Raw genomic sequence first — 25,740 nt, forward strand, 5'->3', positions numbered from 1 at the left:
CGGAGAACGCTCGCCCGATCGCGCGAGCGCCGCCGCATTCCGTGAGCGTCTGCCGCGGGGCCTGGAGCCGGGGTGGGGCGGCTGTGGGCGGGTCAGGGGGTGGGGGGTGTCTGTGCGGCGGTGGTGCGCAGGGACTCCAGGGTGACGATCTTGCGGCGGGGAGCGCCCGCGGCGCGACCGCCGAGCCGCTCGGCCCGGTCGATCGCCCGCCAGCCGGCCAGTCCGACCCGTCCGGGCCTGCGCTCGGCGAGGAGCCGGTCGAGGTCGGCCTCGGCGCCGGGCCCGGGGTCCGTGAGCCGGCCGGCCGCGTGGTCCTCCAGCAGGGCGGCGACGGTCTCGGCCGCGCACCCGCGGTTGGTCCCGATGACGCCGGAGGGGCCGCGCTTGATCCAGCCCGTCACGTAGTGGCCGGTGAGCGGCGCCCCGCCGGGCTCGTGCAGCGCGCGGCCCGCGGCGTGCGGGACGGCCGCGCGGTCGTCGTCGAACGGCAGGCCGCGCAGCGGCGTCCCGCGGTACCCGATCGCCCGGAGCACCAGCCCGCAGTCCAGCAGCTCGGTCCCGCCGTCGGGGGTGCCGAACCGGACCCCGGCCACCGCCCCGGCGCCGTCGTCGACGATCTCCCGCGGGGTGCGGCCGAAGCGCAGCACGATCCGCCGCCGGTCCGGGTCCGGCGTGCGCCCCGCGTACCGGGCGACCGCCTCGGACTTGAGCCCGGCGGCGTACCCGTCCACCGGGCCGGTGACCGCCTCGCCGTCACCGACGAGCACCTGGACCCCGTCGATCCGGTCCAGTGCGAGCAGCTCCGGGGTGCTGAACGCGCCGTGCGACGCGTCGCGGCGGCCCACCACGTGCACCTCCCGGATCGCGCTGTCCCGCAGCGCGTCCAGCGCGTGCGGCGCGATGTCGGTGGCGGCGAGCGCGGTCCGGCCGGAGACCAGGACCCGGGCGACGTCGAGCGCGACGTTCCCGTTGCCGATCACCACGGCCCGCCCGGTGTCCAGCGGGACGTCCCGCCCGGCGTGGTCGGGATGGCCGTTGTACCAGGCGACGAGGTCGCGAGCGGGCAGACTGCCGGCCAGGTCCTCCCCCGGTACGCCGAGCCGGCGCTCGCCGGAGGCACCGACCGCGTACACCACGGCGTGGTGCCGGGCGAGCAGCTCGCCGGTCGTCAGGTGCTCGCCGATCTCGACGTCGAGGTGCAGCCGGACCTGCGGGCGGCGCAGCAGCCGCTCCAGCCCGTCGCCGAAGCCCTTCGTCGCGCCGTGGTCGGGTGCCACGCCGAAGCGGACCAGCCCGCCCGGGACCGGGAGCCGGTCGAACAACGTCAGCGACACGTCGCCACCGGTCCGTTCCAGCAGCTCCTGGGCCGCGTAGTAGGCGGACGGGCCGGTCCCGACCACGGCGACCCGCAGCGGCCCGGCGGTGTGCCGCGGCGCCGGGGCCGGGCGCGGGGCGCGGTCGGGCGCCGGCGGGAACGCCTCGAGGTAGGTCTCGGCGAGGCGCAGGCTCGTGCGGCCCTCGACGTCGAGCGCGTGGTCGCCGACGATCGCGCCGACCGGGCACACGTCGGCGCAGGCCCCGCAGTCGATGCAGGCGGCCGGATCGATGTAGAGGCTCTCCGCCGTCGTGAACCCCGGGTCACCCGGCCGGGGGTGGATGCAGTCGACCGGGCAGACGTCGACGCACGCCGCGTCGTTGCAGCAGGTCCGGGTGATCACGTGCGTCATCGGGCCCCCTCCGGCACCGGGACGTCGGCGGGCGTCACCGTGACGCGCAGGCCGTTGAAGATCGGGGTCCCGGTGAGCGGTTCGAGCACCCGGTCGTCGACGAGCCGGTTGACGTTGGCCCCCGGCGCCGCCTCGGCCCGGTGCATCCGCAGCCCGGACCCGGTGTGCCCCCACCCGTGCGGCAGGCTCACCACCCCCTGCCGGATCGCGGCGCTCACCCGCAGCTCGGCGACGACGTCGCCGGGACCGGCGCTGATCCGGACCAGCTCGCCGTCCACCAGGTCCAGCCGCCCGGCGTCGTCGGGGTGCATCATCAGGCCGCCCGCGCCGTCGTCCCGGTAGGGCAGCGCGTTGTGCAGCCAGGAGTTCATCCCGCGGTGCTGGCGCCGGTTGATCAGGCGCAGGTCGGTGGCGTGCCCGTGCCCGATGCTCGACCACAGCCGTCGGACGTCGGCGGTCAGCAGCGCCGGGGCGACGTCGATCCGGCCGTCCGGGGTGCGCAGCACCCCGGGCAGCCGCGGCTCCAGCGGGCCGAGGTCGACGCCGTCGGGGGTCCGCTCGAGCAGCTCCAGCGTCAGGCCCCCGGGATCGGCGCCGAACCGGTCGCCGAACGGCCCGCTGCGCACCCGCATGTCGACCAGGCGCTCGGGCCCCGTCCGCGGGGCGACGGCCGCGAGCACCTCGTCCTGGCCGGTCCCGCAGAGCCGGGCGGCCCGGCGGGCCGACTGGTCGGCGACCTCGTCGTCCATCACCTCGATCGGCAGGTCCGGGGTGCCACGGACGATCGCGGCGATCCGCAGCACCTGGTGCCACTCCGGCATCGCGCCGGGCGCGGGGGTGACGGCGGGCGGGCTGTAGCGGGCCACGTCGCGGATCTGGAAGTGGTTGAGCGTGAGGTCGATGTGCCCGTGCCCGAACAGACCGGGGGCGGGGAGCACGACGTCGGCGTGCCGGGTCGTCTCGTTCAGGTAGGTGTCGAGGCAGAGCAGGAAGCCGACCTCGCGCAGCGCGCGTTCCATCGTGGCGCTGCCCGGGATGCTCCGCGCCGGGTTGCCGGCGATCGTGACCAGCGCCTGCACCTGCCCGGGGCCGGGGGTGAGGATCTCCTCGGCGAGGCAGGCGACGGACAGCTCGCCGAGCATCTCCGGCATCCCGCGCACGCGCGAGTGCCAGCGGCCGAACGGCGGCTGCTTCATGCTGCCGGGCCAGGTCGTCGGTCCCCCGCCTGGCGGCGTCGCGAACATCGCACCGCCGGGGACGTCGAGCCGGCCGGTGGCGATGTTCAGCACCTCGACCAGCCAGTTCGCCAGCGTGCCGAACTCCTGGGTGCAGGTGCCGATCCGGGAGTGGACGACGGCGGAGCGGGCGGTCGCGAAACGGATCGCGACGTCGCGGATCGTGCCGGCCGCCACCCCGCAGACGTCCGCCACGCGTTCCGGGGTGAAGGGCCGGGCGGCGTCGAGCACGGTGCCGAGGCCGTCGACGAGCGTGCCGGCCGCCCCGGTGTCGACGAGGCCCTCGGCGTCGATCACCGCGAGCATCGCCATGAGCAGGTGCGCGTCCGTCCCGGGACGGACGGCGAGGTGCTCGTCGGCGACCTCCGCGGTCCGGGTACGGGCGGGGTCGACCACGACCAGCGTGCCGCCCCGGTCCCGCAGCGCGTCCAGCCGCGCGCCGAACCCGGGGGCGCAGACGGTGCTGCCGTTGGAGACCAGCGGGTTGCTCCCGAGCAGCAGGAGGAAGTCCGTCCGGTCGATGTCCGGCAGCGACATCCCGATCCCGGTGCCGTAGAGCAGCGCAGTCACCAGGTTCTTCGGCCAGGTGTCCATGCTCGCCGGCGAGTAGAGGTTGCGGGAGCCGATCGCCCCGAGCAGGGCGGGCAGGTAGAGCGTGTGGTCGAGGTGGTGGGCCGCGGGGTTGCCGGTGTAGACGGCGACCGACTGCGGGTCGTCGGCCACCAGCGGCGGCAGCCGGCGCCCGATCTCGGCGAACGCCTCCGCCCAGGTCGCCTCGCGCAGCTCCCCGTCGCGCCGGACGAGCGGGACCGAGAGCCGGTCGGGGTCGTTGTCCAGGTCGGCCAGCCCGAGCCCCTTCGCGCAGGCGTGCCCGCGGCTGAACCGGTCGTCCGGGTTCGGGCGGACCGACCGTGCGACCCGGCCGTCGAACTCCATCAGCAGGCCGCAGGTCGCCTCGCAGAGCGGGCAGATCCGGTGCCGTTCAACACGAGACATGATGTGTCCAGTGTATCGCCGACCGGGTCGCCCGCCCACACCGATCTCGTCGCACCGGACCCGCCGGACGGCCACAGGACCGCCCGGCGGGGGACGGTCAGCGACCCAGCCGGCGCTTCCAGTCGTGGGCGCCGAGGAACCGCACGACCTTCGCCATGAACTCGCTGCGCGACGGCACGATCGGGTACCAGTTCGGCTCCGCCTTCAGCGCCATCCGCTCCGACACGATCGACTGCTGGCGGCAGTACTTGAGCACGCCGTTCGCCCCGCCGAACCGGGTCCCGAGCCCCGACTGCTTCCAGCCGCCCATCGGCACCGGCAGCTGGAACACGGCGACGAGCGCGTTGTTGATCGAGACCGATCCCGCCTCGATCAGCCGGGACAGCCGGTCGGCCTTGCGCCGGTCGCGGGTCCAGAGGCTGGACGACAGGCCGAAGTCGGAGTCGTTCGCGAGCCGCAGCGCCTCGTGCTCGTCGGCGACCTTCATGATCGGCAGGGTCGGCCCGAAGGTCTCCTCGCGCATGCAGGCCATCGAGTGGTCGACGTCGACGAGCACGGTCGGCTCGAAGTAGGCGTCGCCCGCGGCGCCCCGCTTCCCGCCGACGAGGATCCGCGCACCCTTGGCCTCGGCGTCGGCGACGTGCCGCTCGACGATCTCCAGCTGGGCGGGGGTGACCATCGAGCCGATCTCGGTGGCGTAGGCACCCGGCGCGTCCATGCCCTGGCGGACGGCACGCATCTTCTCGACGACCTTCGCGACGAACTCGTCGTACACGGGGGCCTCGACGTAGACCCGCTCGACCGAGATGCAGGCCTGGCCGCCGTTCATCATCGCGCCCCAGACGGCGCCGCCCGCGGCCCGCTCGACGTCGGCGTCCGCCAGGACGATCATCGCGTCCTTGCCGCCCAGCTCGAGGCTGCAGGGGATGAGCCGCTCGCCGGCGCGTGCGGCGATCGTCCGTCCGGTCCGGACCGAGCCGGTGAACATGACCATGTCCACCTCCTCGACGACCGCGGCGCCCGCCCCGCCGTCACCGGTGAGGCAGGCGAGCACCGGCGGGGCACCGATCTCGTTCCATCCCTCGACGGCGGCGGCCCAGGTCAGCGGGGTCACCTCAGACGGCTTGCTCAGCACCGCGGCACCGGCCACGAGGGCGCCCACGACGTCCATCATCGGACCGGCCAGCGGGCCGTTCCACGGCGTGATCAGGCCGACCAGCTGGTACGGGCGGACCTGGACCCGCAGCTTCCGGGCCTTGTTGGGCAGGCCCGCCGACGCGACCTTGCGGTCGGCGAGGAACTTCTCCGCGTTGGCCGTGAAGTAGTTGATGACGTCGAGCGCCACCTGCATCTCGACCGCGGAGTCCGACCACGACTTGCCGGTCTCCGCCTGGACCAGGCCGATGACCCGCTGCTCGTTGTCGAGCAGCCAGTCCAGCCACCGGCGGAGGTGCCTGCTGCGCTCCTTCGGCCCGAGCGCCTCCCATGCAGGCTGCGCCGCCCGCAGGTCGCGCGCGGCCGCCGCGACGTCGGCCGCCCCGTGCCGCGGGACCGACCCGACGACGCGTCCGTCCGCCGGACAGCGCACCTCGCGCTCGGCCTGGTCGCCGGACGCCGTGCGGTCCTGCTCGGTCGTGGTGCTCATGTGTCTCCTCGAGTGCTGGACTCCGGACCGGCCGACGGCCCGGGTGGGCGGCGTCGAGCCGTGGTGCCGATCACCGGACACTATCCGTCATATGTAACGAAGCACCACCGGCACGCCGCTCCCCGACCGGCCGCGCCGCCGGCGACCGGCGCAGTCAGTCCTCCGTGACGTCTCCTTGACCAGCATTTACTAAAGCTGTTAGCTTATTTGGACGAACAAGGGCCCCACTGGTGGGACCGGGAGACCTCAGATCTCCCGGTCGACCCCGCGGAGGAAGGTGCGGACCATCTCGACGAACCGTCGCTCGTCCTCCTCGTCCGGCGCGACCGGCGGCCCGTCCCCGGATCCGGGGTCGAGGCTCTGCAGGGCGGCCCGGCCGTTCGCCGTGCTGATCGCCGACCCGATCGCCATCCGGTGTGCCGCCTCGAGGAGGAAGAGATGCATCCGCTCCGGGACGCCGTGAGCCGCGAGCAGGCGCGAGTACTGCTGGTAGAGCCGTACGAGCAGCGGCTGCGGGAGGTGCTCCACCACGAGCGGGACGGCGCGCGGGTGCTGCAGCAGCGACCGGCGGAACAGCGTCGTCTCCTCGACCAGCCACTCCTGCCACCGGCCCGGCTCGGGGTCCGGGACACGCGGGGTGTCGAGCACGATGATCCGCGCGACCTCGGCGAGGATCTCGGCCTTGTCGGTGAAGTGGTTGTAGAGCGAGGGCGCGCGGACGCTCAGGGCCGCGGCGAGCCGCTCCAGGCTCAACGCCGCCGGCCCGCCCTCGTCGACGATCTCCAGCGCGGCGCGCGCTGCACCGTCCCGCGTGATGAGCGGCCTGCGCCCCATCCCCACCCTCTCGCTCGCTGAGCCGAGCGTACGACCACCCCACCCACCACGACGGAGGACGCCCGACGATGCGCAACACCACCGTTCTCGACGCCCTGTACGCCTGGTCGAGGCGCCGCCCGGAGGCGCCCGCCCTGCAGGACCCCGACCGCGCCCTGTCCTGGAGCTCGCTCGTCGAGGCACAGGACGCGGCCGCCCGCACCCTGGTCGACGCCGGGGTCCGCCCCGGTGACCGGGTCGGCGTCCTGGGGCCGCTCTCGGTGGACTGGGCCGTCGCCGCGCTCGGTGTGCTCCGCGCCGGCGCCGTGCTCTGCCCGCTCAACGAGCGGCTCGGGGCGTTCGAGCTCTCCGAGGTGTTCGCGCGGATCGACCCGGTCCTGGTGCTCGCCGACGACGGGCACCGGCCGGTGCTGGACGGGATCGGCGAGGGCGCGCCCACGGTCCGCACGCTCGGCGAGGTCGGCTCGGCCGCCTCGGCTGCCTCGGCTGCTGAGCTCCCGGACCTGCCCCGCGACCCGTCCCGGCCGGTCTCGATCATTCCGACCTCCGGCTCGACGGGACACCCGAAGGGCGTCGTCTACACCCACGAGTCCCTGCTGGGCGCGTTCTTCGAGTGGACCCTGCAGGCACCGGAGCTGCTCCGCGGGCGGGCCCTCAACGTCAGCGCGTTCTCGTTCGCGGCGGGCCTGCTCAACGGCTTCCTGGGCCCGCTGGTCCTCGGCGGCAGCGTCGTGCTGCTCCCCCGCTGGGACGCCGGCACCGCGCTGCGGCTGATCCGCGACGAGCGGATCACGACCTTCGCCGCCACCACGATCTTCTACGAGCAGATGGCGCGCCTGTCCGAGTTCGCCGACGCCGACCTGTCGTCGCTGACCGTCGCCTTCACCGGCGGCAACCCCGTCACCACCGAGCTGATCGAGGCGTGGTCGGCCAAGGGCGTCGGACTGCGCCAGGCCTACGGACTGACCGAGTCGCTGTCGAACGTCACCTTCCCCACCGTGGAGATGGCGGTCCGCAGCCCCGAGTCCGTCGGCGAGGGCGGCATCCTCACGCGGGTCGCCGTCACCGACCCGCACGGTGCCCCGCTGCCGGCGGGCGAGCCCGGCGAGATCCGGATCTCCGGGCCGGGGGTCGCCGCCGGGTACTGGGACGACGAGACGCGCACCACCGAGACGTTCGGCGACGGGTGGCTGCGGACCGGTGACATCGGCGTCGTCGACGACCACGGTGCGCTGCGGATCGTCGGCCGACTGAAGGACATGATCATCAGTGGCGGGATGAACGTCTACGCGGCCGAGGTCGAGCGCGCGGCGCTCACCCTGCCGGACGTCGTCGAGGTCGCCGTCATCGGCGTCGCCGACGACGAGTTCGGCGAGACCCCCGCGCTCCTCCTGCGGACCGCCGGACCGGTCACCGAGGAGGCGGTGCTGGAGCACTGCCGGGCCCGTCTCGCCTCCTACAAGATGCCCCGCTACGTCGTCCTCGTCGACGACCCGCTGCCGCGGACCCCGAGCATGAAGATCGACAAGGCGGCGATCCGCACCCGGCACACCGACATCCCGGACACCCACCGGCGGCACGGCCGCAAGCCGCTGCCCGCCTGAACCGACCCGGACGACGACGAGGAGGACCGACATGACCGTCGACGAGACCAGTGCCACCGACCGCCGGGACCGCGCGTTCCGCACCATGCTCCGGCACGTCGAGAAGGAGACGACCGACGAGTTCGGCGAGATCGCGCCGTCCGAGGCAGTGGAGTACCGGGACACCGAGCTCGCCGCGCTCGAGCGCGACCGGGTGTTCGGCGAGGTGCCCTTCATCGTCGCGCACGGCTCCGAGATCGCGAAGCCGAACGAGTTCCTCACCCGCAGGCTGCCGCGCAACAACGCGATCGTCATCCGTCAGCGCGACGGCGGCGTGAAGGCCTTCGTCAACGCCTGCCGGCACCGCGGCGCGCAGCTGGTCGAGGAGGAGTCCGGCCGCTGCCGGCTCTTCTCCTGCCCGTACCACCGCTGGTCCTACGACCCCAGCGGCGAGCTGCGCACGGTGACCCTCGACGACACCTTCGGCGACTTCGACCGCTCGAAGCACGGCCTGGTCGAGCTGCCCGTGCAGGAGCGCCACGGCTTCCTCTGGATGATCGACAACGCGAAGCGCGAGATCGACGTCGAGAGCTGGCTCGGGCCCGAGATGGACGCGATCCTGGCCGGCTACACGATCGAGGACCTGGTCAGCGTCACACCGCAGACCTTCGACCGGCCGACCAACTGGAAGATCATGCAGGACGGCTTCCTCGACAACTACCACGTCAAGTACGCCCACCCGAACACCGCCGGGAAGGTCCTGCACACCAACAAGCTGGCGCTGGAGGACTTCGGCAGGCACTTCTGGTTCCTCGCCGCGCGCAAGAGCATCGACCGCTTCATCGGCGACGAGGACCCGGCCGGCGCCGACATCGGCAGGCACACGATCGAGAGCTGCTTCATGGCGCCGAACAGCATGCTGCTCAAGCACGCCACGCACGTCGAGCTGCTGACGTTCCGGCCCTACGGCGCCGACCCGGAGAACTCGGTGATGGAGATGCGGATCATGGCCCCGACCACCGAAGCGCTCGGGATGGATCAGGAGAAGTGGGACACCCTCTGGGCGAAGAACTGGAAGATCATGATCTCGATCATCCACGACGAGGACTTCCCCATCCTGGAGGGATCGCAGGCCGCGATGCGCAGCCAGGACGCCGGGACGATGCTGCTGGGCCGCAACGAGCTGGGGAACCACCTGTTCCGCCGGGAGCTCGACCGGCTGGTCCGCACCGAGCCGGACGCGGGATGACCACGAGCGCACTCGGAGCGGACCTGGTCCGGCTGCGGCGGACGACGGCGCGGTCCGCCGCGGCCCGGGACCTGCTCGACCGGGCCGCCCGGTACGACGCCGAGATGGGCTTCGGGCCGCCCCGGCCGGACCGCGGCGGGTCGTCCGGCGCGACCACCGTGATCGAGATCGACACCTGCCTGCACCGGCACGACGTCGACCACGACGACGCCTACGTGCTCGCCGGGGTGCTGACGATCCGGGACCTCGGGGACGGCACCGGGGCCGCCGACCTGGTCGTCGACCCGCGCCGGCGGGCGATCGGCGTCGCGACCGCGGTCGGTGAGGAGCTCGGGACCCGCGCCGTGGGCGGGGGTGGGTGGGCCGGCACCGGCCTGCACACGCTGCACGCGGTCGCGCACGGCAGCCATCCGGCGGCCGAACGGCTGGCGCGCCGGTCCGGCGTGGCCACGTCAGCCGTGCGGCACCACCTGGTGCTCCCGTCCGACGAGCCCACCCCGGCCGACACCGGGACCCCGACGGCGCCCGACGAGGGCACGGCCGCCGGGGACGCGGTCCGGATCGATGTCGCCGCGGGGACGGCGACGGTGCGCCACGCCTGCGGCGACGGGCCCGCGGAGATCACGGCGGTCGCCGCCGCCCCCGGGACCACTGGACACGAGCGGTCCGCCGCGCTCGGTTCCGTCGTCGCCACCGCCGTCGGGCGGCTGCGTGCGGCGGGTGCGGGCGCGGTCGAGGCGGTCGCCGCCGACGACGACGAGCCGCTCCTGGAGGCCCTGCGCCGACAGCTGTTCGAGCACGACCGCAGCGATCTGGTGTTCCGGATCGACTGATCAGCGGACAGATGACGGACTTCGTCGTTTGTCTCGTACACTGCGGTCGTTCCCCGGCGACGACGCGAGGAGACCGGCCATGCCGCGGTCACGCACGATCAGCGACGAGATCCACGTCGAGGCCTCCCCCGAGGCGCTCTGGCGGCTCGTCGCCGACCCGGCCCGCTACCCGGAGTGGAGCCCGGAGAACACGGGGGCCACGCTCCCGGCCGGCTCCACCCCGGCGGTCGGCGACGCCTTCGTCGGCAGCAACCGCCGCGGGCCGCTGCAGTGGACCACGCGCTGCGTCGTCACCGAGGTCGAGCCCGGGCGCCGCTTCGGGTTCTCGGCCCGCGACTGGGGCCTGCGGTCCCCGTCGCTCCGGATCCGCAACGCGGCCTGGCGGTACCAGCTCGAACCGGACGGCACCGCCACCCGGGTCCGTCTCACGTGGACCGACGAGCGCCCCTGGCCGGACGTCGTCGCCGCCGTCGTGGACCGGATCGTGACCGGCGGCCACACGTTCGCGGAGTTCCAGCGCGACAACATCGGCCGGTCGCTCGCCGGCCTGCGGCGGGTCGCGGAACGGACCGGCTGACGTGGCCGTCGACCTGCTCCGCCGCACCGGCCGCGACCTCGACGACCTGCAACGGCGGCTGGGTGACTGGCTGCGGTCGCACGGTGCCCTCGACGGCGTCCTGGCCGTCGAGCGGGCCCGCCCGGCCGAGGGCGCGGGCACCGCGAACGAGACGGTCCTGGCCGAGTGCCGCACCACCCGGGGCACCCGCGGGATCGTCGTGCGGCTGACGGTCCCGGAGGCGGCCGCCTACCTCGATCCCGACCTGGAGCGGCAGGCGGCGGCGCTGCGGTGGGTCGCCGCGCACACCGCGGTGCCGGTGCCCGCCGTGTACGGCGTCGACCCCACCGGCGAGGTCCTCGGTGCCCCGTTCCTGGTGACCGAGCGGGTGGCCGGGTTCGTCCCGCCCGACTACCCGAACTACAACACCGCGGGTCCGCTGCACGGCCTGCCCGCGGACGCGCGCCGGGCGCTCTGGCAGGACGCGCTCGACCAGATGTGCCGGCTGCACCGGGCCGACGTGTCCACCGTGGACTTCCTGGAACCGGGGCCGGCCCCGCTGGTCCGGTACTGGGAGCGGATGGCGGACTGGGTCGGTGAGCGGGCGCCGCTCGGGCCGCTGGCGGGCGTCCGCGACTGGGTGCGCGCGCACGTCCCGGCCGACGCGCCCGCCGGCCTGTCCTGGGGCGACGCCCGGCTGGGCAACATGCTGTTCGCCGGGACCCGGTGCACCGCGGTGCTGGACTGGGAGATGGTCTCGCTCGGCGGCCCGACGGTCGACCTCGCCTGGTGGCTGATGTTCGACCGCAACCACAGCACCGACGCCGGCGTCGACCGCCTGCCCGGGCTCGGGACGCGCGACGAGACGCTCGACCGCTGGCGGGCAGGCACCGGCCTGCCGGTCGTGGACCTGCGCTGGCACGAGGTGTTCGCCCTGTTCCAGCTCGCGCTGCTGCGGGCCGGGGCGTTCGCCGACCGCGCCCGCGCCGAGCTGCCGGTCCCCGGCGACGACGACCCCCGCAGCGTCCGCAGGCTGCTGGACCGGATCGACTCGCGTCTGGAGGACCCCGCGTGAGCTACACCCCCGAGGACCACCACCGGCACCACCCCGACAGTGATGTGCCGGGCTGGCAGGAGTCCTGGCTGACCTCCTGGTACGACCCGCTCACCCGCTCCGGCGGGTACCACCACGTCGACTTCCAGCCCGCGCGCGGGCGTGCGTGTGTGCAGAGCTGGGTCGCCCGCGGCGGCGAGGTGCTGGAGCGCTACCAGTCGCTCAACGTCCCGATGGACGACTACGACCCCGCGGAGTTCCGGGCCGGCCCGCTGGACGTGAGCACCACGGTCCCGCTGCGCGAGTACACGACCCGCCTGCCGCAGGTGGAGCTGGCCTTCACCGGGTTCACCGAGCCGCTGGCGCCCCGCGGGAACACGATCTCGGACTACCGCTCGCCGGGCACCGGGCACTACGAGGTCTTCGGCCGGGTCGCCGCGACGTTCCCGGACGGCGGCACCGCCACCGCGTTCGCCTTCCACGACCACTCCTGGGGCCCGCGCGACTACGGCGACCTCGCCGCGACCTACCGCTGGGGGCACCTGACCTTCGGGGAGGACCTGTTCGCCGTCGTCTACGCCATGACCAGCGACCGGCGCGGCCGCGGGGACTACGGCTACGTCGTCGACGGCGGGGTGCGGCACGGCGTCGTCCGGGTGGCCAACCGGATCACGACCGCGGAGGACGGGCACACCCCGCTCTCCGCCCGGCTGCAGGTGTGGACCGGCTCCGGGCACGGCTACGAGTTCACCGGCGAGACGGACCTCTCGGGGGTGTCCACCCACGACGGTGGGCACTTCGCCACCGAGACCTACGGGACCTGGCGCTGCGGCGGGCGGCTGGGCAGCGGGCACCTCGCCGTCCGGGAGCGTGCCTCGCCATCGCCGGAGCACCGGGCGTGGCTGTCCGCCCACGAGCACGGCACCGGGTCGTGAGCCCTCAGCGGACCTTCGGGAAGCGCTCGGGCGCGTCGGCGTAGACCGCACGCAGTTCGCGCTTGGCGATCTTCCCGCTCGCCATCCGCGGCAGCGGCCCGTCGTGGGTGATCACGTAGCGGGGCACCTTGTAGTCCGCGAGGCGCTCGTTGCAGTACGCGACCAGGTCGGCCGGGGCGAGGTCCCCGTCGACGTGGACGACCGCGGCCGACGTCTCGCCGAACTTCGCGTCGGGCACCGGGACGACGGCCACCTCGATCACCCCGGGGACCTGGGCGATCACCGTCTCCAGCTCGGCCGGCGAGATCTTCAGGCCGCCGGAGTTGATCATCTCGCCCATCCGGTCGACGTAGGTGAGCAGGCCCCCGGCGTCGAGCGTCCCGAGGTCGCCGGTGTGCAGCCAGCCACCCCGCAGCGCCTGCTTCGTGGCCTCCTCGTTGCGCCAGTAGCCGGGGAACATGCCCGGCCCGCGCATGACGATCTCCCCGACCTCGCCCACGGCGCAGTCCCGCCCGTCGGGGTCGAGGACCCGGATGCGGGTGAAGGGCCCGCCCCAGCCGCACTTGTCGGGATGCCGCAGCGCCCCCTCCGCGGACATCGCGGTGGCGGTGCCGCCGATCTCGGTCTGCCCGTAGAGCTGGCGGAGCGCGACCCCGCGCGGGCGCCACTTCTCCAGCAGCGGCACCGGGACCCGCGCACCGCCGACCCACGCGGTCGTGAGGTGGTCCAGCCGTGCCCGCTCGAACCCGGGCACCCGGGAGATCTGCTCGAAGAGGATCGGCGGGCCGGTGAAGGTGGTGATCCGGGCCTCCTGCAGCACCTCCAGCGCCCGGGGCGGGTCGAAGCCCGGCTGCAGGTACATCGTCCCGCCCTGCACGAGGCTCCGGGAGAGCCCCCACACGACGCCCGCCGCGGTGAACATCGGCAGGACGAGCAGGACGCGCAGGTCGTTGGGCCCGACCCGCTCGCCCAGGGACCACTCGTGCATGATCCCGGCGATCGTGCGGTGGGTGAACACGACGCCCTTCGGCGTGCCCGTCGTGCCGCTGGTGAAGACGATCGAGGTCGGGTCGTCGGGCTCGGCCCCGAACGCCGGGGCCGGGTCGTGCTCCCCACCGCGGGCGCCCGTGACGGCGTCGTCGAGCCCGAGGACGATGAACTCCGGCCCGGAACGCCGCACCTCCTCCAGCACCGGCAGGTGGGCGGCGTCGCCGAACACGACCGCGGGCTCGCACAGCGACACCAGTGCCCCGAGCTCGGCGGCGAGGAAACGCTGGTTGAACCCGCAGACCACGGCCCCGATCTTCCAGGCGGCGACCGCCGCGACACACCACTCGAGGCTGTTGGTGCCCACGATCCCGACCCGGTCGCCCCGCGCCACGCCGTGCCCGCGCAGGACGGCGGCGACGCCGTCGGCCCAGGTGTCGAGCTCGGCGTAGGTCAGGACGTCGCCGTCGAGGTCGACGGCGGGATGGTCCGGGACCGTGCGCACCCACCAGGTCAGGGCGTCGACGACGGTGCCGCTCACGGGATCCTCCAGGGCGTGGTGGGACGGACGGGTCCGGGGCGCCGGCGGACCGGCGCCCCGGGGAGTGTCAGGAGAACAGCGGGGTCATGTCCTCGGTGAGGTTCACGGTCTTCAGCTCGTAGTACGACTCGACGGCCTCCGCACCGGTGTCCCGGCCGACGCCCGAGCACTTCACCCCGCCGAACGGCGCCTCGGTGTTGTAGGTGAAGGAGTTGACGCTGAAGGTGCCCGTCCGGACCCGGCGGGCGACGTCGGCCGCCCGCTGCGGGTCGGCGGTGAACACGGCGCCGTGCAGCCCGTACTCGGAGTCGTTCGCGATCGCGATCGCCTCGTCGACGGTCTCGTAGCGGATGACCGACGCGACCGGGCCGAAGATCTCCTCCTGCGCGATCCGCATCCCGTTCTCGACGCCGGTGAAGACGGTGGGCTGGATGAAGGCGCCCTTCTCCAGCCCGGCCGGCACCCCGCCGCCGGTGGCGACCGAGGCGCCCTCGGCCTTGCCCGCCTCGACGTAGCCGAGCACCCGCTCCTGCTGGCGCTTCGACACCAGCGGGCCCATGGTCGTCGCCGGGTCGAAGGGGTCGCCGACCACGAACGACTCGGCGGTGGCCACGAGGGCGCCGACGACCTCGTCGTAGCGGCCGCTCGGCACCAGCACCCGGCTGTAGGCGGCGCAGACCTGGCCGGTGTTGAAGAACGAGCCGGTCGCGAGGCCGGTCATGGTCGTGGTGAGGTCGGCGTCGTCGAGCACGATCGCCGCGGACTTCCCGCCGAGTTCCAGCTGCAGGCGCTTGAAGCTCCCGCCGCACTCCTGCCCGATCTGGCGGCCGGCCGCCGTCGACCCGGTGAAGCTGACCTTGTCCACACCGGGGTGCGCGACGAGGGCACGCCCGGCGTCGCGGTCGCCGGTGACGTAGTTGAACACCCCGGCCGGGACACCGGCCTCGACCAGCGCCTCGGCGATGTAGTACGCGTCGAGCGGGGTCTCGGGCGCGGGCTTGTAGACCACGCTGCACCCGCTGACCAGCGCCGGCCAGATCTTCGAGACGGCCATGTTGAACGGGCCGTTCCACGGCGCGATCGAGGCGACGACACCGACCGGTTCCTTCACCACGGCCGCCGGCCCGTACATGGTCTGCCGGACCTCGGAGAGCGGGCTGTCGCGTGCCACGTCGAGGAAGTACTTCCCGACGGCCAGTGCGCCCGGGATCTGCATCCCGGCGAAGGCGGTGGGGAGCCCCATCTCCGCGGTCACCAGCCTGCCGATCTCGTCGAGCTTCGGCTCGATCAGGCCGAGCGCGCGCTCGAGCACCTCGGCCCGCTCGGCGACCGGCCGCAGCCGCCACACGCCCTCGTCGAACGAGCGGCGGGCCGCCCGCACGGCGGCGTCGACGTCGTCGGCGTTCGCGTCGGGGGCCTCGCCGATCACCTCGTCGGAGGAGGGCGACACGACGGGGATCCGTACCGACGACGCCGGCTTGCGCCACTCGCCGTCGATCAGCAGTTCGTCACGGACGTTCATGACGTCTTCCTTTCAGCGGTTGAGGTAGCCGGCGTCGACCGGGAAGGTCACGCCGGTGACGTAGCGGGCCTCGTCGGAGGCCAGGTAGACCAGCGCGTTGCTGACGTCGACGGGCTCGATGAGCGGGACCGGCATCGGGTTCTGGTAGTTGGGGCTGCCTGCGATCTCGGGGAACCGCTCGACGAACTCGCCGTAGGCCGCGTTGGCGACCATCGGCGTGTCCACACCCGTGGGATGCACCGTGTTGACCCGGATGGAGTGCTTCGCCAGCTGCGAGGCGTAGAGCCGCATCAGGCCGACGACGCCGTGCTTGGCCGCCGAGTAGGCCGCCTGCCCGGGCAGGGTGTTCAGCCCGATGCTGGACAGGCCCGCCGCGGAGCTGGTGATCAGGATCGACCCGCCACGGTCGCGTTCGATCATCGACGGGAGGCAGACCTCCATGGTCTGCCAGACCCCGGTGAGCAGCGTGTCGATGCCGTCGAACCAGGCCTGTCGCTGCTCGCCCTCGTTGATCACCGGCATGATCCCGGCGTTCGGCAGCACGGTGTCGACGTGTCCGAACTCCCGGACGCCCGCCTCGTGGGCGGCCTCCAGCGCGGCCCGGTCGCGCACGTCGGCGACCCGGGCCACGATCCGTCCGCCCGCGGCCTCGACGAGCGCGACGGTCTCGTCGAGGTCCTCCTTGGTCGCCATCGGGTAGAAGACGGTGGGTATCTGCTCGCAGATGTCCACCGCGACGATGGCGGCGCCCTCCTCGGCGAGCCGGACGGCGTGTGCGCGCCCCTGCCCCCGCGCGGCCCCGGTGATGAAAGCGACCTTGCCCTCGAGCCTGCCCATGGACGGCACCCCTTCGATCGAACGGCCGGGGCCACAGCGGGACCACACCCCCGGCCCCGTCACCGCGAGTGCGCGAAGCCTATTGGCGTTAGGTGAAGCGTGTCCACGACCACGTCGGCGACCTGCGGATGACCGATCCGGTCACGTGCGGAGGCGACGCGACAGCGCGGGGAGCCCGTGCAGGAGACCGCCCCGGTCGGCCCGCCAGACGGCGTGGGTCTCCAGCCGCTCGCGGTCGTCCTCGAAGGGGAGCAGGAGCACCGGCTCCTGGAGGAACACGTTGCGGGTCGCCCCGAACCGGGCACCGCACATCGTGAAGGCCTCGCCCGCCGAGACCATCGGCACCAGCTCGGCGTGCGTGGCCTGCACCGGCAGCCGGCCCGCGACACCGTGCCGGGCGAGCAGGGTGTCCGCCGCGTGCGCGACGAACGGGGCCGACGACGCCTTCAGGGAGGTGTAGGGCAGGTGCGCGAGCTCGGCGAGCCGCAGCGAGTCCCGCCCGTCGAAGCCGATCCCCTGCGCCACGACGACCCGGACCGGCTGGGACTCCACGACGGCCGACGACAGCCGCGGATCGTCGACGCGGCCGTGGACGAAGGCCAGGTCCACCTCGCCCTTGAGCACCGCCCGCACGAGCGGGGCGGTGCTGGCGGGCCGCTGCCGCACGACGAGCCCCGGGCGCTCGGCGCGGACCAGGGCGAGGAACCGGGAGCGGAGGTCCGCCGACACCTCGGGCGCCGTCCCGACGGTGACGACCGTCCCCCGCGACGCCACCGGGGGGAGCAGCCCGGGGAGGGCGTCCAGGCGCTCGACGATCCCGCGCGCCTCGTCGACGAGCGCCCGGCCGGCGTCGGTCAGCGTGACGCGGTGGTAGTCGCGGACGAACAGCCGCACACCGAGCTCGCCCTCCAGGTCCCGCACCCGCCTGCTGAGCGGGGAGGTGGCCATGCCGAGCCGCTCGGCCGCACGGGAGAAGCTCGCCTCCTCGGCCACGGCCACGAAGTACCGGAGATGTCGGACCTCCACAGCCGGAGCATCGCCTCGGGGCGACCCGTTTGTCCACCGTTCCCGCGGGCCAACCTATACATGTTAGGTTGCGGCGGCACCGGCGAGCGAGGGAGTGGCGCAGCAGAGATGGATCTCCAGTGGTCAGCGGCCGATCTCGCCTTCCGGGACGAGGTCCGCGCGTTCCTCGACGAGAAACTCACCCCGGACCTGCGCCGGGCCGGCCGGCTGATGACGAGCGTGTACGCCGACCACGAGGCGAGCATGCGGTGGCAGGCGGTCCTCCACGAGCGCGGCTGGGCCGCCCCGGCATGGCCGGTGGAGCACGGCGGCTGCGACTGGTCCCTGACCCAGCACTACATCTTCTCCCGCGAGTCGGTCCTCGCCGGAGCGCCGCCGTTGTCGCCGATGGGGATCTCGCAGGTCGCCCACGTGATCGTCGAGTTCGGGACGCCCGAGCAGCAGGCGTACTTCCTCCCCCGGATCCTGAGCGGCGAGATCTTCTTCTGCCAGGGGTACTCCGAGCCGGAGGCGGGCTCCGACCTCGCCTCGCTGTCGATGTCCGCCGTCGTCGACGGCGACGATCTCGTCTGCACCGGCAGCAAGATCTGGACCACCCACGCCCACGAGGCGAACTGGATGTTCTGCCTGGTCCGGACGAGCCGGACCGGGAAGAAGCAGCAGGGCATCACGTTCCTCCTGATCGACATGACCTCGCCGGGCATCGAGGTCCGGCCGCTGGTCATGACCTCCGGGGAGCAGATCCAGAACTAGGAGTTCTTCGACGGGGTGCGGGTGCCGCTGTCGAACGTGATCGGCTCGGTCGACGACGGCTGGACCGTCGCGAAGTACCTGCTCGAGTTCGAGCGGGGCGGCGCGGCGGTCGCGCCCGGGCTGCAGGTGACGGCCGGGGAGGTGGCGCGCGCCGCGAGCGGTCAGCCGGGCCCGGACGGGCGCCCGCTGATCGACTCACCGGACTTCGCGGCGAAGCTGGCCGACGCCCGCATCCGTATCGACGTCTTCGAGATCCTGGAGTTCCGGGTCCTCTCGACGGCGGCCGAGGGCGGCAACCCGGGGACGGCGTCGTCGATGCTGAAGATCCTCGGCACCGAGCTCAGCCAGACCCTGACCGAGCTGCTGCTGGAGGCCGCCGGCCCGCGCGGGCGCGCCTACCAGCCGCACGCGACCCGGCCCGGCGGCCCGGTCGCGGGCTTCGTCCCACCGGCGGACGGCTACCTCAGCGGCGAGGAGTGGCAGGCCGTCGCGCCGCTGCGCTACCTCAACGACCGGGCCGGGACGATCTACGCGGGCAGCAACGAGATCCAGCGCAACATCATCGCGAAGGCGGCTTTGGGGCTCTAGATGGACTTCCAGTTGACCTCGGAGCAGGAGCAGCTCCGCGACACGCTCGCCGGGTTCCTCGCGGCCCGTTACGACCTCGCGCGCAGCCGCGAGATCGCCGGGTCGGACGCCGGGTGGCAGCCCGCGATCTGGCAGGCGTTCGCCGACGACCTGGGGATCCTCGGCGCAGCACTGCCGGAGGACGCCGGCGGCTCGGGCGGCGGCCCGGTCGAGGTCATGGTCGTCGCGGAGCAGCTCGGCCGCGCGCTCGTCGTCGAGCCCTATGTGGACACGGTCGTGCTCGGTGGCGGCGTGTTCGGCCGCGCGGGCGCGAGCGACGTGCTGAAGGGTGTCGCCGCCGGCTCGGTCCGCATCGCACCGGCGCTGGCCGAGCCGGGATCGGGGCACACCGCGCACGACGTGTCGCTCACGGCCCGCCGCTCGGGCGGGGACTGGGTGCTGAGCGGCACGAAGGTCGTCGCACCCGGGGTGCCGCAGGCCACCCACCTGCTCGTCAGCGCCCGCACCTCGGGCGGGCGGCGCGGGCTCGACGGGATCTCGCTGTTCGCCGTGCCGGTCGACGTCGACGACCCGCCGGCCGGGCTGCGGATCGACCCGTTCCGGACCGTCGACGACCGGCACGCCGCGGACCTCGTGTTCGACGACGTCCGGCTGCCCGCCACCGCACTGCTCGGTGCGGAGGACCGGGGCTGGGACCTGCTCGCGCCCGCCCTCGACGAGGCGGTCGCCGCGGTGTGCGCCGAGGCGGTCGGATGCCTGCGGACGGTGCTCGCCGACACCGTCGCCTATGCGCGGGAGCGCCGGCAGTTCGGGCAGCCGATCGGGTCGTTCCAGGCGCTGCAGCACCGGATGGTCGACATGCACATGGAGGTGGAGCAGGCGGTCTCGGCCACCTACCTGGCGACGCTGCGGCTGGGTTCGGAGCCGGCCGAGCGGGCGCGGGCCGTGTCCGCCGCCAAGGTGACGGTGGGCCGCGCGGCCCGGTTCGTGGGGCAGAGCGCGGTGCAGCTGCACGGCGGTATGGGGATGACCCAGGAGCTCGCGGTCGGGCACTACTTCAAGCGGCTCACCGCGATCGAGTACGAGTTCGGCTCCGCCGACCAGCACCGGGCCCGCTACGCGCGCCTGTCCCGCGGCTGATCCGACCGCCGCCGGCCGGCTCCGCGGAGCCGGAACCCCGCGGCGAGCAGGACGACCGCCAGGACCGGCAGGCCCTGCCGGAACACCGAGTCGTCGAGCCCGAGGACGGACCGCACGAGGAACGTCGACACCGCCGCGAGGAACACCCCCGCGGCGGCGGTGACCAGCTGGTCCTCGGTGCGCCCCCGGAGCAGCAGCACCGCGACGACCGCGGCGACGCTGACGGTGCAGGCGTCGAGCAGGACGAGTACGTCGGAGAGCGCGGCCGCCTCCCGGTCGGGCGGGGTCATCGCAGTGCGACGAGCAGGTCGCCGCCCTCGACCTGCGCCACGGCGCCGATCGCGAGCCGGAACACGGTTCCGGCGCGCTGGGTGGTGATCGAGGCCTCCATCTTCATCGCCTCGATCGTGGCCACGGTCTGGCCGGCGTCGACGGTGTCGCCCTCGGCGACCTGCAGGGTGACGACGCCGGCGAACGGGGCGGCGACGTGGCCGTCGTCGCCCTTGTCGGCCTTCTCCGCGGCCTTGACCTCGGTCGCGACCGACGCGTCGCGGACCGACACCGGCCGCAGCTGCCCGTTCAGCGTCGTGAGCAGCGTCCGGAAGCCGCGCTCGTCCGGTTCGGACACCGCCCCGAGCTCGATCAGCAGGGTGACGCCGGGCTCCAGCTCGACGGTGTGCTCCAGACCTGGTTCGAGCCCGTAGAGGTAGTCCTTCGTGGACAGCACGGAGGTGTCGCCGTACTGCTCGCGGTGGGTGCCGAACTCGCGGGTCGGACCGGGGAACAGCAGCCGGTTCAGGGTGCGCCGGGGGTCGATGGCGAGGTCCTTGCGGTCGCCCTCGGTGAGGTCGACGCGGCCGTGACCGGGGCGCCGCCCGTCGAGGGCGCGGGTGCGCAGCGGCTCGGGCCATCCGGCGGGCGGGGTGCCGAGCTCGCCGCGGAGCAGGCCGACGACGGAGTCGGGGACGTCGAAGCGGGCGGGGTCGGCCTCGAAGTCGGCGGGGTCGACGCCGGCGCCGACGAGGTGCAGGGCGAGGTCGCCCACGACCTTCGACGACGGCGTCACCTTCACCAGCCGCCCCAGCATCCGGTCCGCCGCCGCGTAACAGTCCTCGATCAGCTCGAACCGGTCCCCCAGGCCGAGCGCGATGGCCTGCTGGCGCAGGTTCGACAACTGCCCGCCGGGGATCTCGTGGTGGTAGACGCGGCCCGTGGGTGACGCGAGCCCGGACTCGAACGGCGCGTAGACCTTGCGGACCGCCTCCCAGTAGGGCTCCATGTCACCGACGGCGGCCAGCGACAGCCCGGTAGCTCGCCCGGTGTGGTCGGTGGCGGCGACCAGTGCCGACAGCGACGGCTGGCTCGTCGTGCCGGCCATCGAGGCGACCGCCCCGTCGACGGCGTCCACGCCGGCGTCGATCGCCGCGACCAGCGTCGCGAGCTGGCCGCCCGCGGTGTCGTGGGTGTGCAGGTGCACCGGCAGATCGAAGCGGTCCCGCAGCGCGCCGACCAGGGTCCGCGCTGCGGGCGGGCGCAGCAGCCCGGCCATGTCCTTGATCGCCAGCACGTGCGCACCGGCGTCGACGATCTGCTCGGCGAGGCGCAGGTAGTAGTCGAGGGTGTAGAGCTTCTCGCCGGGATCGGACAGATCCGCGGTGTAGCAGAGCGCGACCTCGGCCAGCGCGGTGCCGGTGTTGCGGACGGCGTCGATGGCCGGACGCATCCGGGAGACGTCGTTGAGCGCATCGAAGATCCGGAAGATGTCCATCCCGGTCGCCGCGGCCTCGGCGACGAAGGCGTCGGTCACCTCCACCGGGTACGGCGTGTACCCGACGGTGTTCCGCCCCCGCAGCAGCATCTGTGTGCAGATGTTCGGCGCCGCCGCCTTGATCGCGGCGAGCCGCTCCCACGGGTCCTCGGCCAGGAACCGCAGTGCCACGTCGTACGTCGCTCCACCCCAGCACTCGAGGGAGAGCAGCTCGGGCATCGTGCGGGCGACGTACGGCGCGACCGCGACGAGGTCGCGGGTACGCACCCGGGTGGCCAGCAGCGACTGGTGTGCGTCCCGGAACGTGGTGTCGGTGACCGCCACCGCGGACTGCCCCCGCAGCCGGGCCGCGAACCCCTCCGGACCCAGCTCCCGCAACAGCTGCGCCGACCCGTCCGCCACCGGCGCGTCGAGGTCGACCCCGATCGGGAGCTTGTCGACCGGCTCCACCACCTGCGGCCGGGGCCCGTGCGGCCGGTTCACCGCCGTCTCGGCCAGGTAGGACAGCACCCGCGATCCCCGGTCCGCCGACGGTCGTGCGCGCAGCAGCTGCGGCCGTTCGGTGATGAACGAGGTCGTCACCGCTCCGGCGGCGAAGTCCGGGTCGTCGAGCACGGCGGCGAGGAAGCCGAGGTTGGTGGACACCCCGCGGATCCGGAACTCGGCGATCGCCCGCCGGGCGCGCCGCACGGCGCTGTCGAAGTCCTGACCGTGGCAGCTGAGCTTGACCAGCATGGAGTCGAAGTGCGCCGACACCTCGGCTCCGGTGTGGACGGTGCCGCCGTCGAGCCGGACCCCGGGACCGCCGGGCGTGCGGTAGGCGCTGATCGTGCCGACGTCGGGCCGGAACCCGTTCGCCGGGTCCTCGGTGGTGATCCGGCACTGCAGGGCGGCACCGGTCAGCGTCACCCGGTCCTGGGTCAGGTTCAGCTCCGGCAGCGTCGCGCCGGCGGCGATGCGCAGCTGGGCGATCACCAGGTCCCGGTCGGTGACCTGCTCGGTCACCGTGTGCTCGACCTGGATCCGCGGGTTCATCTCGATGAAGTGGTGCCGCCCGTGCTCGTCGAGCAGGAACTCCACCGTGCCCGCGTTCACGTAGCCGATCTCCCGGGCGAAGCGCACCGCGTCCGCGCAGATCGCGTCCCGGACCCGCGGGGCGAGGTTCGGCGCCGGGGCGATCTCGACGACCTTCTGGTGACGCCGCTGCACCGAGCAGTCCCGCTCGAACAGGTGCACCACGTTGCCCTCGGCGTCGGCGAGGATCTGCACCTCGATGTGCCGCGGGTCCACCACCGCCTGCTCCAGGAACACCGTGCCGTCACCGAACGCCGACTCGGCCTCGCGGCTCGCCGCCTCGATCGCCTCGCGCAGCGCGCCGGGCTCGGCGACCTGGCGCATCCCGCGCCCGCCGCCACCGGCGACGGCCTTGACGAACACCGGGAACTCCATCACCTCCGCGGCGGCGACGAGGGCGTCCACATCGGTCGTCGGCTCCGAGGAGGCCAGCACCGGCACCCCGGCGGCCTTCGCCGCCGCCACCGCCCGGGACTTGTTGCCGGTCAGGTGCAGCACCTCGGTCGGCGGCCCGACGAAGGTGATCCCCTCCTCGCGGCAGGCGCGGGCCAGGTCCGGGTTCTCGGACATGAAGCCGTAGCCGGGGTACACGGCGTCCGCGCCGGCCTTCGTCGCGGCGCGCACGACCTCGTCCACCGACAGGTACGCGCGCACCGGATGACCGGGCTCGCCGATCCGGTAGGACTCGTCCGCCTTGGCCCGGTGCAGCGAGTTGCGGTCCTCGTGGGGGAACACCGCCACCGTCGACACGCCCAGCTCGAACGCGGCCCGGAACGCCCGGATGGCGATCTCGCCCCGGTTGGCCACCAGTACCTTGCGGAACATCTGTCTCCTCGTGGGTCCACCCGCGCGCGACGGGCCGGCGATACGGCTCAGGTCAGGAAGGGTTCGGGCGCCCGGCGCCGGGCGCGGATCACCAGCCCGGCCAGCGCCGCGACCACCGCGGCCAGGACGATCGTGCCGAGGTTCAGCCCGACCCCGTAGACGATCACGAAGGCGAGGCCGCCACCGACCAGGCAGTAGTAGGTCATCGGGATGATCGTCATCCGGATGACGTCGCCCTCGCGGCCGAGCAGCCCCACGGTCGCCGACGCGGCGACGACGTTGTGGACAGTGATCATGTTGCCGGCCGCGCCGCCGACGGCCTGGGCCGCGACGATCGTCTCCGGCGTGACGCCGATGTTGGTCGCGGTGGCGAACTGGAACAGCGAGAACGTCATGTTCGAGATCGTGTTCGAGCCGGCGACGAAGGCGCCCAGTGCTCCGATCCACGGCGCGAGGACGGGCCACGAGCCGCCCGCGACGGCGGCCGCGCCCTCGGCGAGGGTCATCGGCATGCTGGCCAGGCCGGTCGAGTTCAGGTCCGGACCGGAGTTGATCAGGATCCGGACCATGGGCACCGCGAACAGCAGCGCCGCGGCGGTGCCCGCCAGCTGGCGTCCGGCGACGGCCCACGCCTGCCCGATCTGCCTGCGGTTCATCCGGTGCAGCCCGTAGGTGATCAGGCAGGCGACCAGGAACACGGCACCCGGCGAGTAGAGGATCTCGACGGACTCCGAGATCCCGGTCCCGAAGATGTCGGACAGCCCGATCTCGACGGACTGGATCGCCTCCTTGAGCGGCGTCACCGTCCGGCTCAGCACCAGCAGCACGGCGACGATCGCGTACGGCGACCAGGCCGTCCAGATGCCGATCCGGCCGGCGGCGACGGAGGTGTCGGGCTCGATGTCGCCCATCCAGCGGTCGAGCCAGCCGGCCCGCGGGGGGAAGTCCCAGGTCTGCTTCGGCATGAGGAAGCCGCGGCTCGAGGTGAACATGACGATCGCGAGACCGATCAGCCCGCCCAGCAGGGACGGGAACTCGGGTCCGAGCAGGACCGCCAGCAACAGGTAGGGGACGATCATGGCGACGGCCGCGTACAACGCGAACGGCGCGATCGCGAGGCCCTCGGCCATGCTGCGGTTCGCCCCGAAGAACCGGGTGAGCAGGCAGACCATGAACAGCGGGATGAGGGTGCCCGCGACGGCGTGGATCAGTGCGATCTGGATCCCGATGTCGGACAGGTAGCCGAGGTGGTCGACGCCGAACCCGGCGGCGCGGCCCGCGACCGCCGGATCACCGGCGAGGCCCTGGTTGACCCCGGTGAGGATCGGCAGCCCGACCGCGCCGAAGCTGACCGGCGTCGACTGGATGGTCATGCCGACCAGGACCGCGCCGAGCGCCGGGAACCCGAGGGCGAGCAGGAGCGGCGCCACGATCGCGGCGGGTGTGCCGAAACCCGACGCACCCTCGATGAAGGATCCGAACAACCAGCCGATGATGATCGCCTGGACCCGGCGGTCCGGGCTGATGCTGGTGAACCCGGCCCGGATCGTGGCCAGGGCGCCGCTCTGGGAGAGCGTCTGCAGCAGGAGCAGTGCGCCGAACACGATGAACAGCGCGCCGAGGGCGATGACGATCCCCTCGACCGCCGACGCCGCGACCACCGGCAGACCCATTCCCCATACGAGGGAGCCGATCAGCGCGGCGGCCACGAAGCCGAGCGGCATCGCGTACTTCGCCGGCCAACGCAGGCCGACCAGGAAAATGGCGACGATGACGACAGGGGCCAGTGCGAGAACACTCAGCAGTCCCAGGTCTTCCACGATGAAGCCTCTCAGTGCCTACGGTTGACGACGATGACGACGGCGGTGCGTCCGCCCTCCGGCCGGGGCAGGTCGAGCGGGCACGCCTCCGGAGCCCTGCCGACCGGATCGGCAGGGCCGGCGCGCCACGGTTCGATGCACTCGGCGGTCGGCGGGAGGTCCGCCGGTGGTCCGTCGGCGCGGTCACCCGGTGCGGGCGGTCGCGACTCCGC

General features: G+C 73.4%; 20 protein-coding genes. 9 read left to right on the top strand and 11 right to left on the bottom strand.

Annotated elements, in window-relative coordinates:
• Positions 1–92: 92 nt before the first annotated feature.
• From AD017_RS08025 to AD017_RS08040, 4 genes are all read right to left on the bottom strand, one after another.
• The gene (locus AD017_RS08025) at positions 93–1,727 is read right to left on the bottom strand and encodes a 4Fe-4S binding protein (RefSeq protein WP_060573803.1); all 1,635 of its coding nucleotides are present in this window, start codon (positions 1,725–1,727) and stop codon (positions 93–95) included.
• Entirely contained in the window at positions 1,724–3,958 is a 2,235-nt protein-coding gene (locus tag AD017_RS08030; RefSeq protein ID WP_060573804.1) for a molybdopterin-dependent oxidoreductase, read from the bottom strand. The genes AD017_RS08025 and AD017_RS08030 overlap by 4 nt, the downstream gene beginning before the upstream one ends.
• Positions 3,959–4,055: 97 nt before the next feature.
• Positions 4,056–5,603, bottom strand: coding sequence for an aldehyde dehydrogenase family protein (locus AD017_RS08035; protein ID WP_060573805.1), 1,548 nt, complete (start codon positions 5,601–5,603; stop codon positions 4,056–4,058).
• 246 nt (positions 5,604–5,849) lie between these two features.
• The gene (locus AD017_RS08040; protein WP_060573806.1) at positions 5,850–6,437 is read right to left on the bottom strand and encodes a TetR/AcrR family transcriptional regulator; all 588 of its coding nucleotides are present in this window, start codon (positions 6,435–6,437) and stop codon (positions 5,850–5,852) included.
• 68 nt (positions 6,438–6,505) lie between these two features.
• On the opposite strand from AD017_RS08040, the gene AD017_RS08045 reads away from it, so the two are divergent.
• The 6 genes from AD017_RS08045 (at position 6,506) to AD017_RS08070 (ending at position 12,647) form a co-directional block, all read left to right on the top strand.
• Positions 6,506–8,041: a class I adenylate-forming enzyme family protein gene (locus tag AD017_RS08045; RefSeq protein ID WP_060573807.1), complete on the top strand. Its 1,536-nt coding sequence runs from the start codon at positions 6,506–6,508 to the stop codon at positions 8,039–8,041.
• Between the two features lie 31 nt (positions 8,042–8,072).
• A complete protein-coding gene (locus AD017_RS08050; RefSeq protein ID WP_060573808.1) occupies positions 8,073–9,269 on the top strand; it encodes an aromatic ring-hydroxylating dioxygenase subunit alpha in 1,197 nt (398 codons plus the stop codon).
• The gene (locus tag AD017_RS08055) at positions 9,266–10,102 is read left to right on the top strand and encodes a hypothetical protein (RefSeq protein ID WP_060573809.1); all 837 of its coding nucleotides are present in this window, start codon (positions 9,266–9,268) and stop codon (positions 10,100–10,102) included. The genes AD017_RS08050 and AD017_RS08055 overlap by 4 nt, the downstream gene beginning before the upstream one ends.
• A 79-nt stretch (positions 10,103–10,181) precedes the next feature.
• The gene (locus AD017_RS08060; protein WP_060573810.1) at positions 10,182–10,679 is read left to right on the top strand and encodes an SRPBCC family protein; all 498 of its coding nucleotides are present in this window, start codon (positions 10,182–10,184) and stop codon (positions 10,677–10,679) included.
• 1 nt (position 10,680) lies between these two features.
• Positions 10,681–11,733, top strand: a complete 1,053-nt coding sequence (locus AD017_RS08065; protein WP_060573811.1) for a phosphotransferase family protein — start codon at positions 10,681–10,683, stop codon at positions 11,731–11,733.
• The gene (locus tag AD017_RS08070) at positions 11,730–12,647 is read left to right on the top strand and encodes a hypothetical protein (RefSeq protein WP_060573812.1); all 918 of its coding nucleotides are present in this window, start codon (positions 11,730–11,732) and stop codon (positions 12,645–12,647) included. Before AD017_RS08065 ends, AD017_RS08070 begins: the two co-directional genes overlap by 4 nt.
• 4 nt (positions 12,648–12,651) lie before the next feature.
• On the opposite strand, the gene AD017_RS08075 is transcribed toward AD017_RS08070, so the two are convergent.
• The 4 genes from AD017_RS08075 to AD017_RS08090 all read right to left on the bottom strand — a co-directional run bounded on the left by AD017_RS08075 (position 12,652) and on the right by AD017_RS08090 (position 17,560).
• A complete protein-coding gene (locus AD017_RS08075; RefSeq protein WP_060573813.1) occupies positions 12,652–14,175 on the bottom strand; it encodes a class I adenylate-forming enzyme family protein in 1,524 nt (507 codons plus the stop codon).
• A 67-nt stretch (positions 14,176–14,242) separates the two neighbouring features.
• Positions 14,243–15,697: an aldehyde dehydrogenase gene (locus tag AD017_RS08080; RefSeq protein ID WP_060573814.1), complete on the bottom strand. Its 1,455-nt coding sequence runs from the start codon at positions 15,695–15,697 to the stop codon at positions 14,243–14,245.
• A 12-nt stretch (positions 15,698–15,709) separates the two neighbouring features.
• Positions 15,710–16,534 (bottom strand): mycofactocin-coupled SDR family oxidoreductase, encoded by an 825-nt coding sequence (locus AD017_RS08085; protein ID WP_060573815.1) that lies wholly within the window; start codon positions 16,532–16,534, stop codon positions 15,710–15,712.
• 141 nt (positions 16,535–16,675) lie between these two features.
• A complete protein-coding gene (locus AD017_RS08090) occupies positions 16,676–17,560 on the bottom strand; it encodes a LysR family transcriptional regulator (RefSeq protein ID WP_060573816.1) in 885 nt (294 codons plus the stop codon).
• Positions 17,561–17,668: 108 nt separating this feature from the next.
• On the opposite strand from AD017_RS08090, the gene AD017_RS36110 reads away from it, so the two are divergent.
• The 3 genes from AD017_RS36110 to AD017_RS08100 are packed head-to-tail and all read left to right on the top strand — an operon-like array spanning position 17,669 to position 20,041.
• Positions 17,669–18,313, top strand: a complete 645-nt coding sequence (locus AD017_RS36110) for an acyl-CoA dehydrogenase family protein (RefSeq protein WP_202968840.1) — start codon at positions 17,669–17,671, stop codon at positions 18,311–18,313.
• 15 nt (positions 18,314–18,328) lie between these two features.
• Positions 18,329–18,901 (top strand): acyl-CoA dehydrogenase family protein, encoded by a 573-nt coding sequence (locus AD017_RS36115; RefSeq protein ID WP_202968841.1) that lies wholly within the window; start codon positions 18,329–18,331, stop codon positions 18,899–18,901.
• On the top strand, positions 18,902–20,041 hold the full coding sequence (locus tag AD017_RS08100; protein ID WP_060573817.1) for an acyl-CoA dehydrogenase family protein: 1,140 nt from the start codon (positions 18,902–18,904) through the stop codon (positions 20,039–20,041).
• Here AD017_RS08100 and AD017_RS08105 read toward each other — a convergent pair.
• Genes AD017_RS08105 through AD017_RS08115 form a run of 3 tightly spaced genes read right to left on the bottom strand, consistent with a single transcriptional unit; the run spans position 20,017 to position 25,528 of the window.
• On the bottom strand, positions 20,017–20,331 hold the full coding sequence (locus tag AD017_RS08105) for a hypothetical protein (protein ID WP_060573818.1): 315 nt from the start codon (positions 20,329–20,331) through the stop codon (positions 20,017–20,019). The genes AD017_RS08100 and AD017_RS08105 overlap by 25 nt on opposite strands.
• The gene (locus tag AD017_RS08110; RefSeq protein WP_060573819.1) at positions 20,328–23,708 is read right to left on the bottom strand and encodes a pyruvate carboxylase; all 3,381 of its coding nucleotides are present in this window, start codon (positions 23,706–23,708) and stop codon (positions 20,328–20,330) included. The genes AD017_RS08105 and AD017_RS08110 overlap by 4 nt, the downstream gene beginning before the upstream one ends.
• 47 nt (positions 23,709–23,755) lie before the next feature.
• Positions 23,756–25,528 (bottom strand): L-lactate permease, encoded by a 1,773-nt coding sequence (locus AD017_RS08115; RefSeq protein ID WP_060573820.1) that lies wholly within the window; start codon positions 25,526–25,528, stop codon positions 23,756–23,758.
• Positions 25,529–25,740: the final 212 nt, after the last annotated feature.

The organism is Pseudonocardia sp. EC080619-01, from assembly GCF_001420995.1.
Taxonomy (GTDB): domain Bacteria; phylum Actinomycetota; class Actinomycetes; order Mycobacteriales; family Pseudonocardiaceae; genus Pseudonocardia.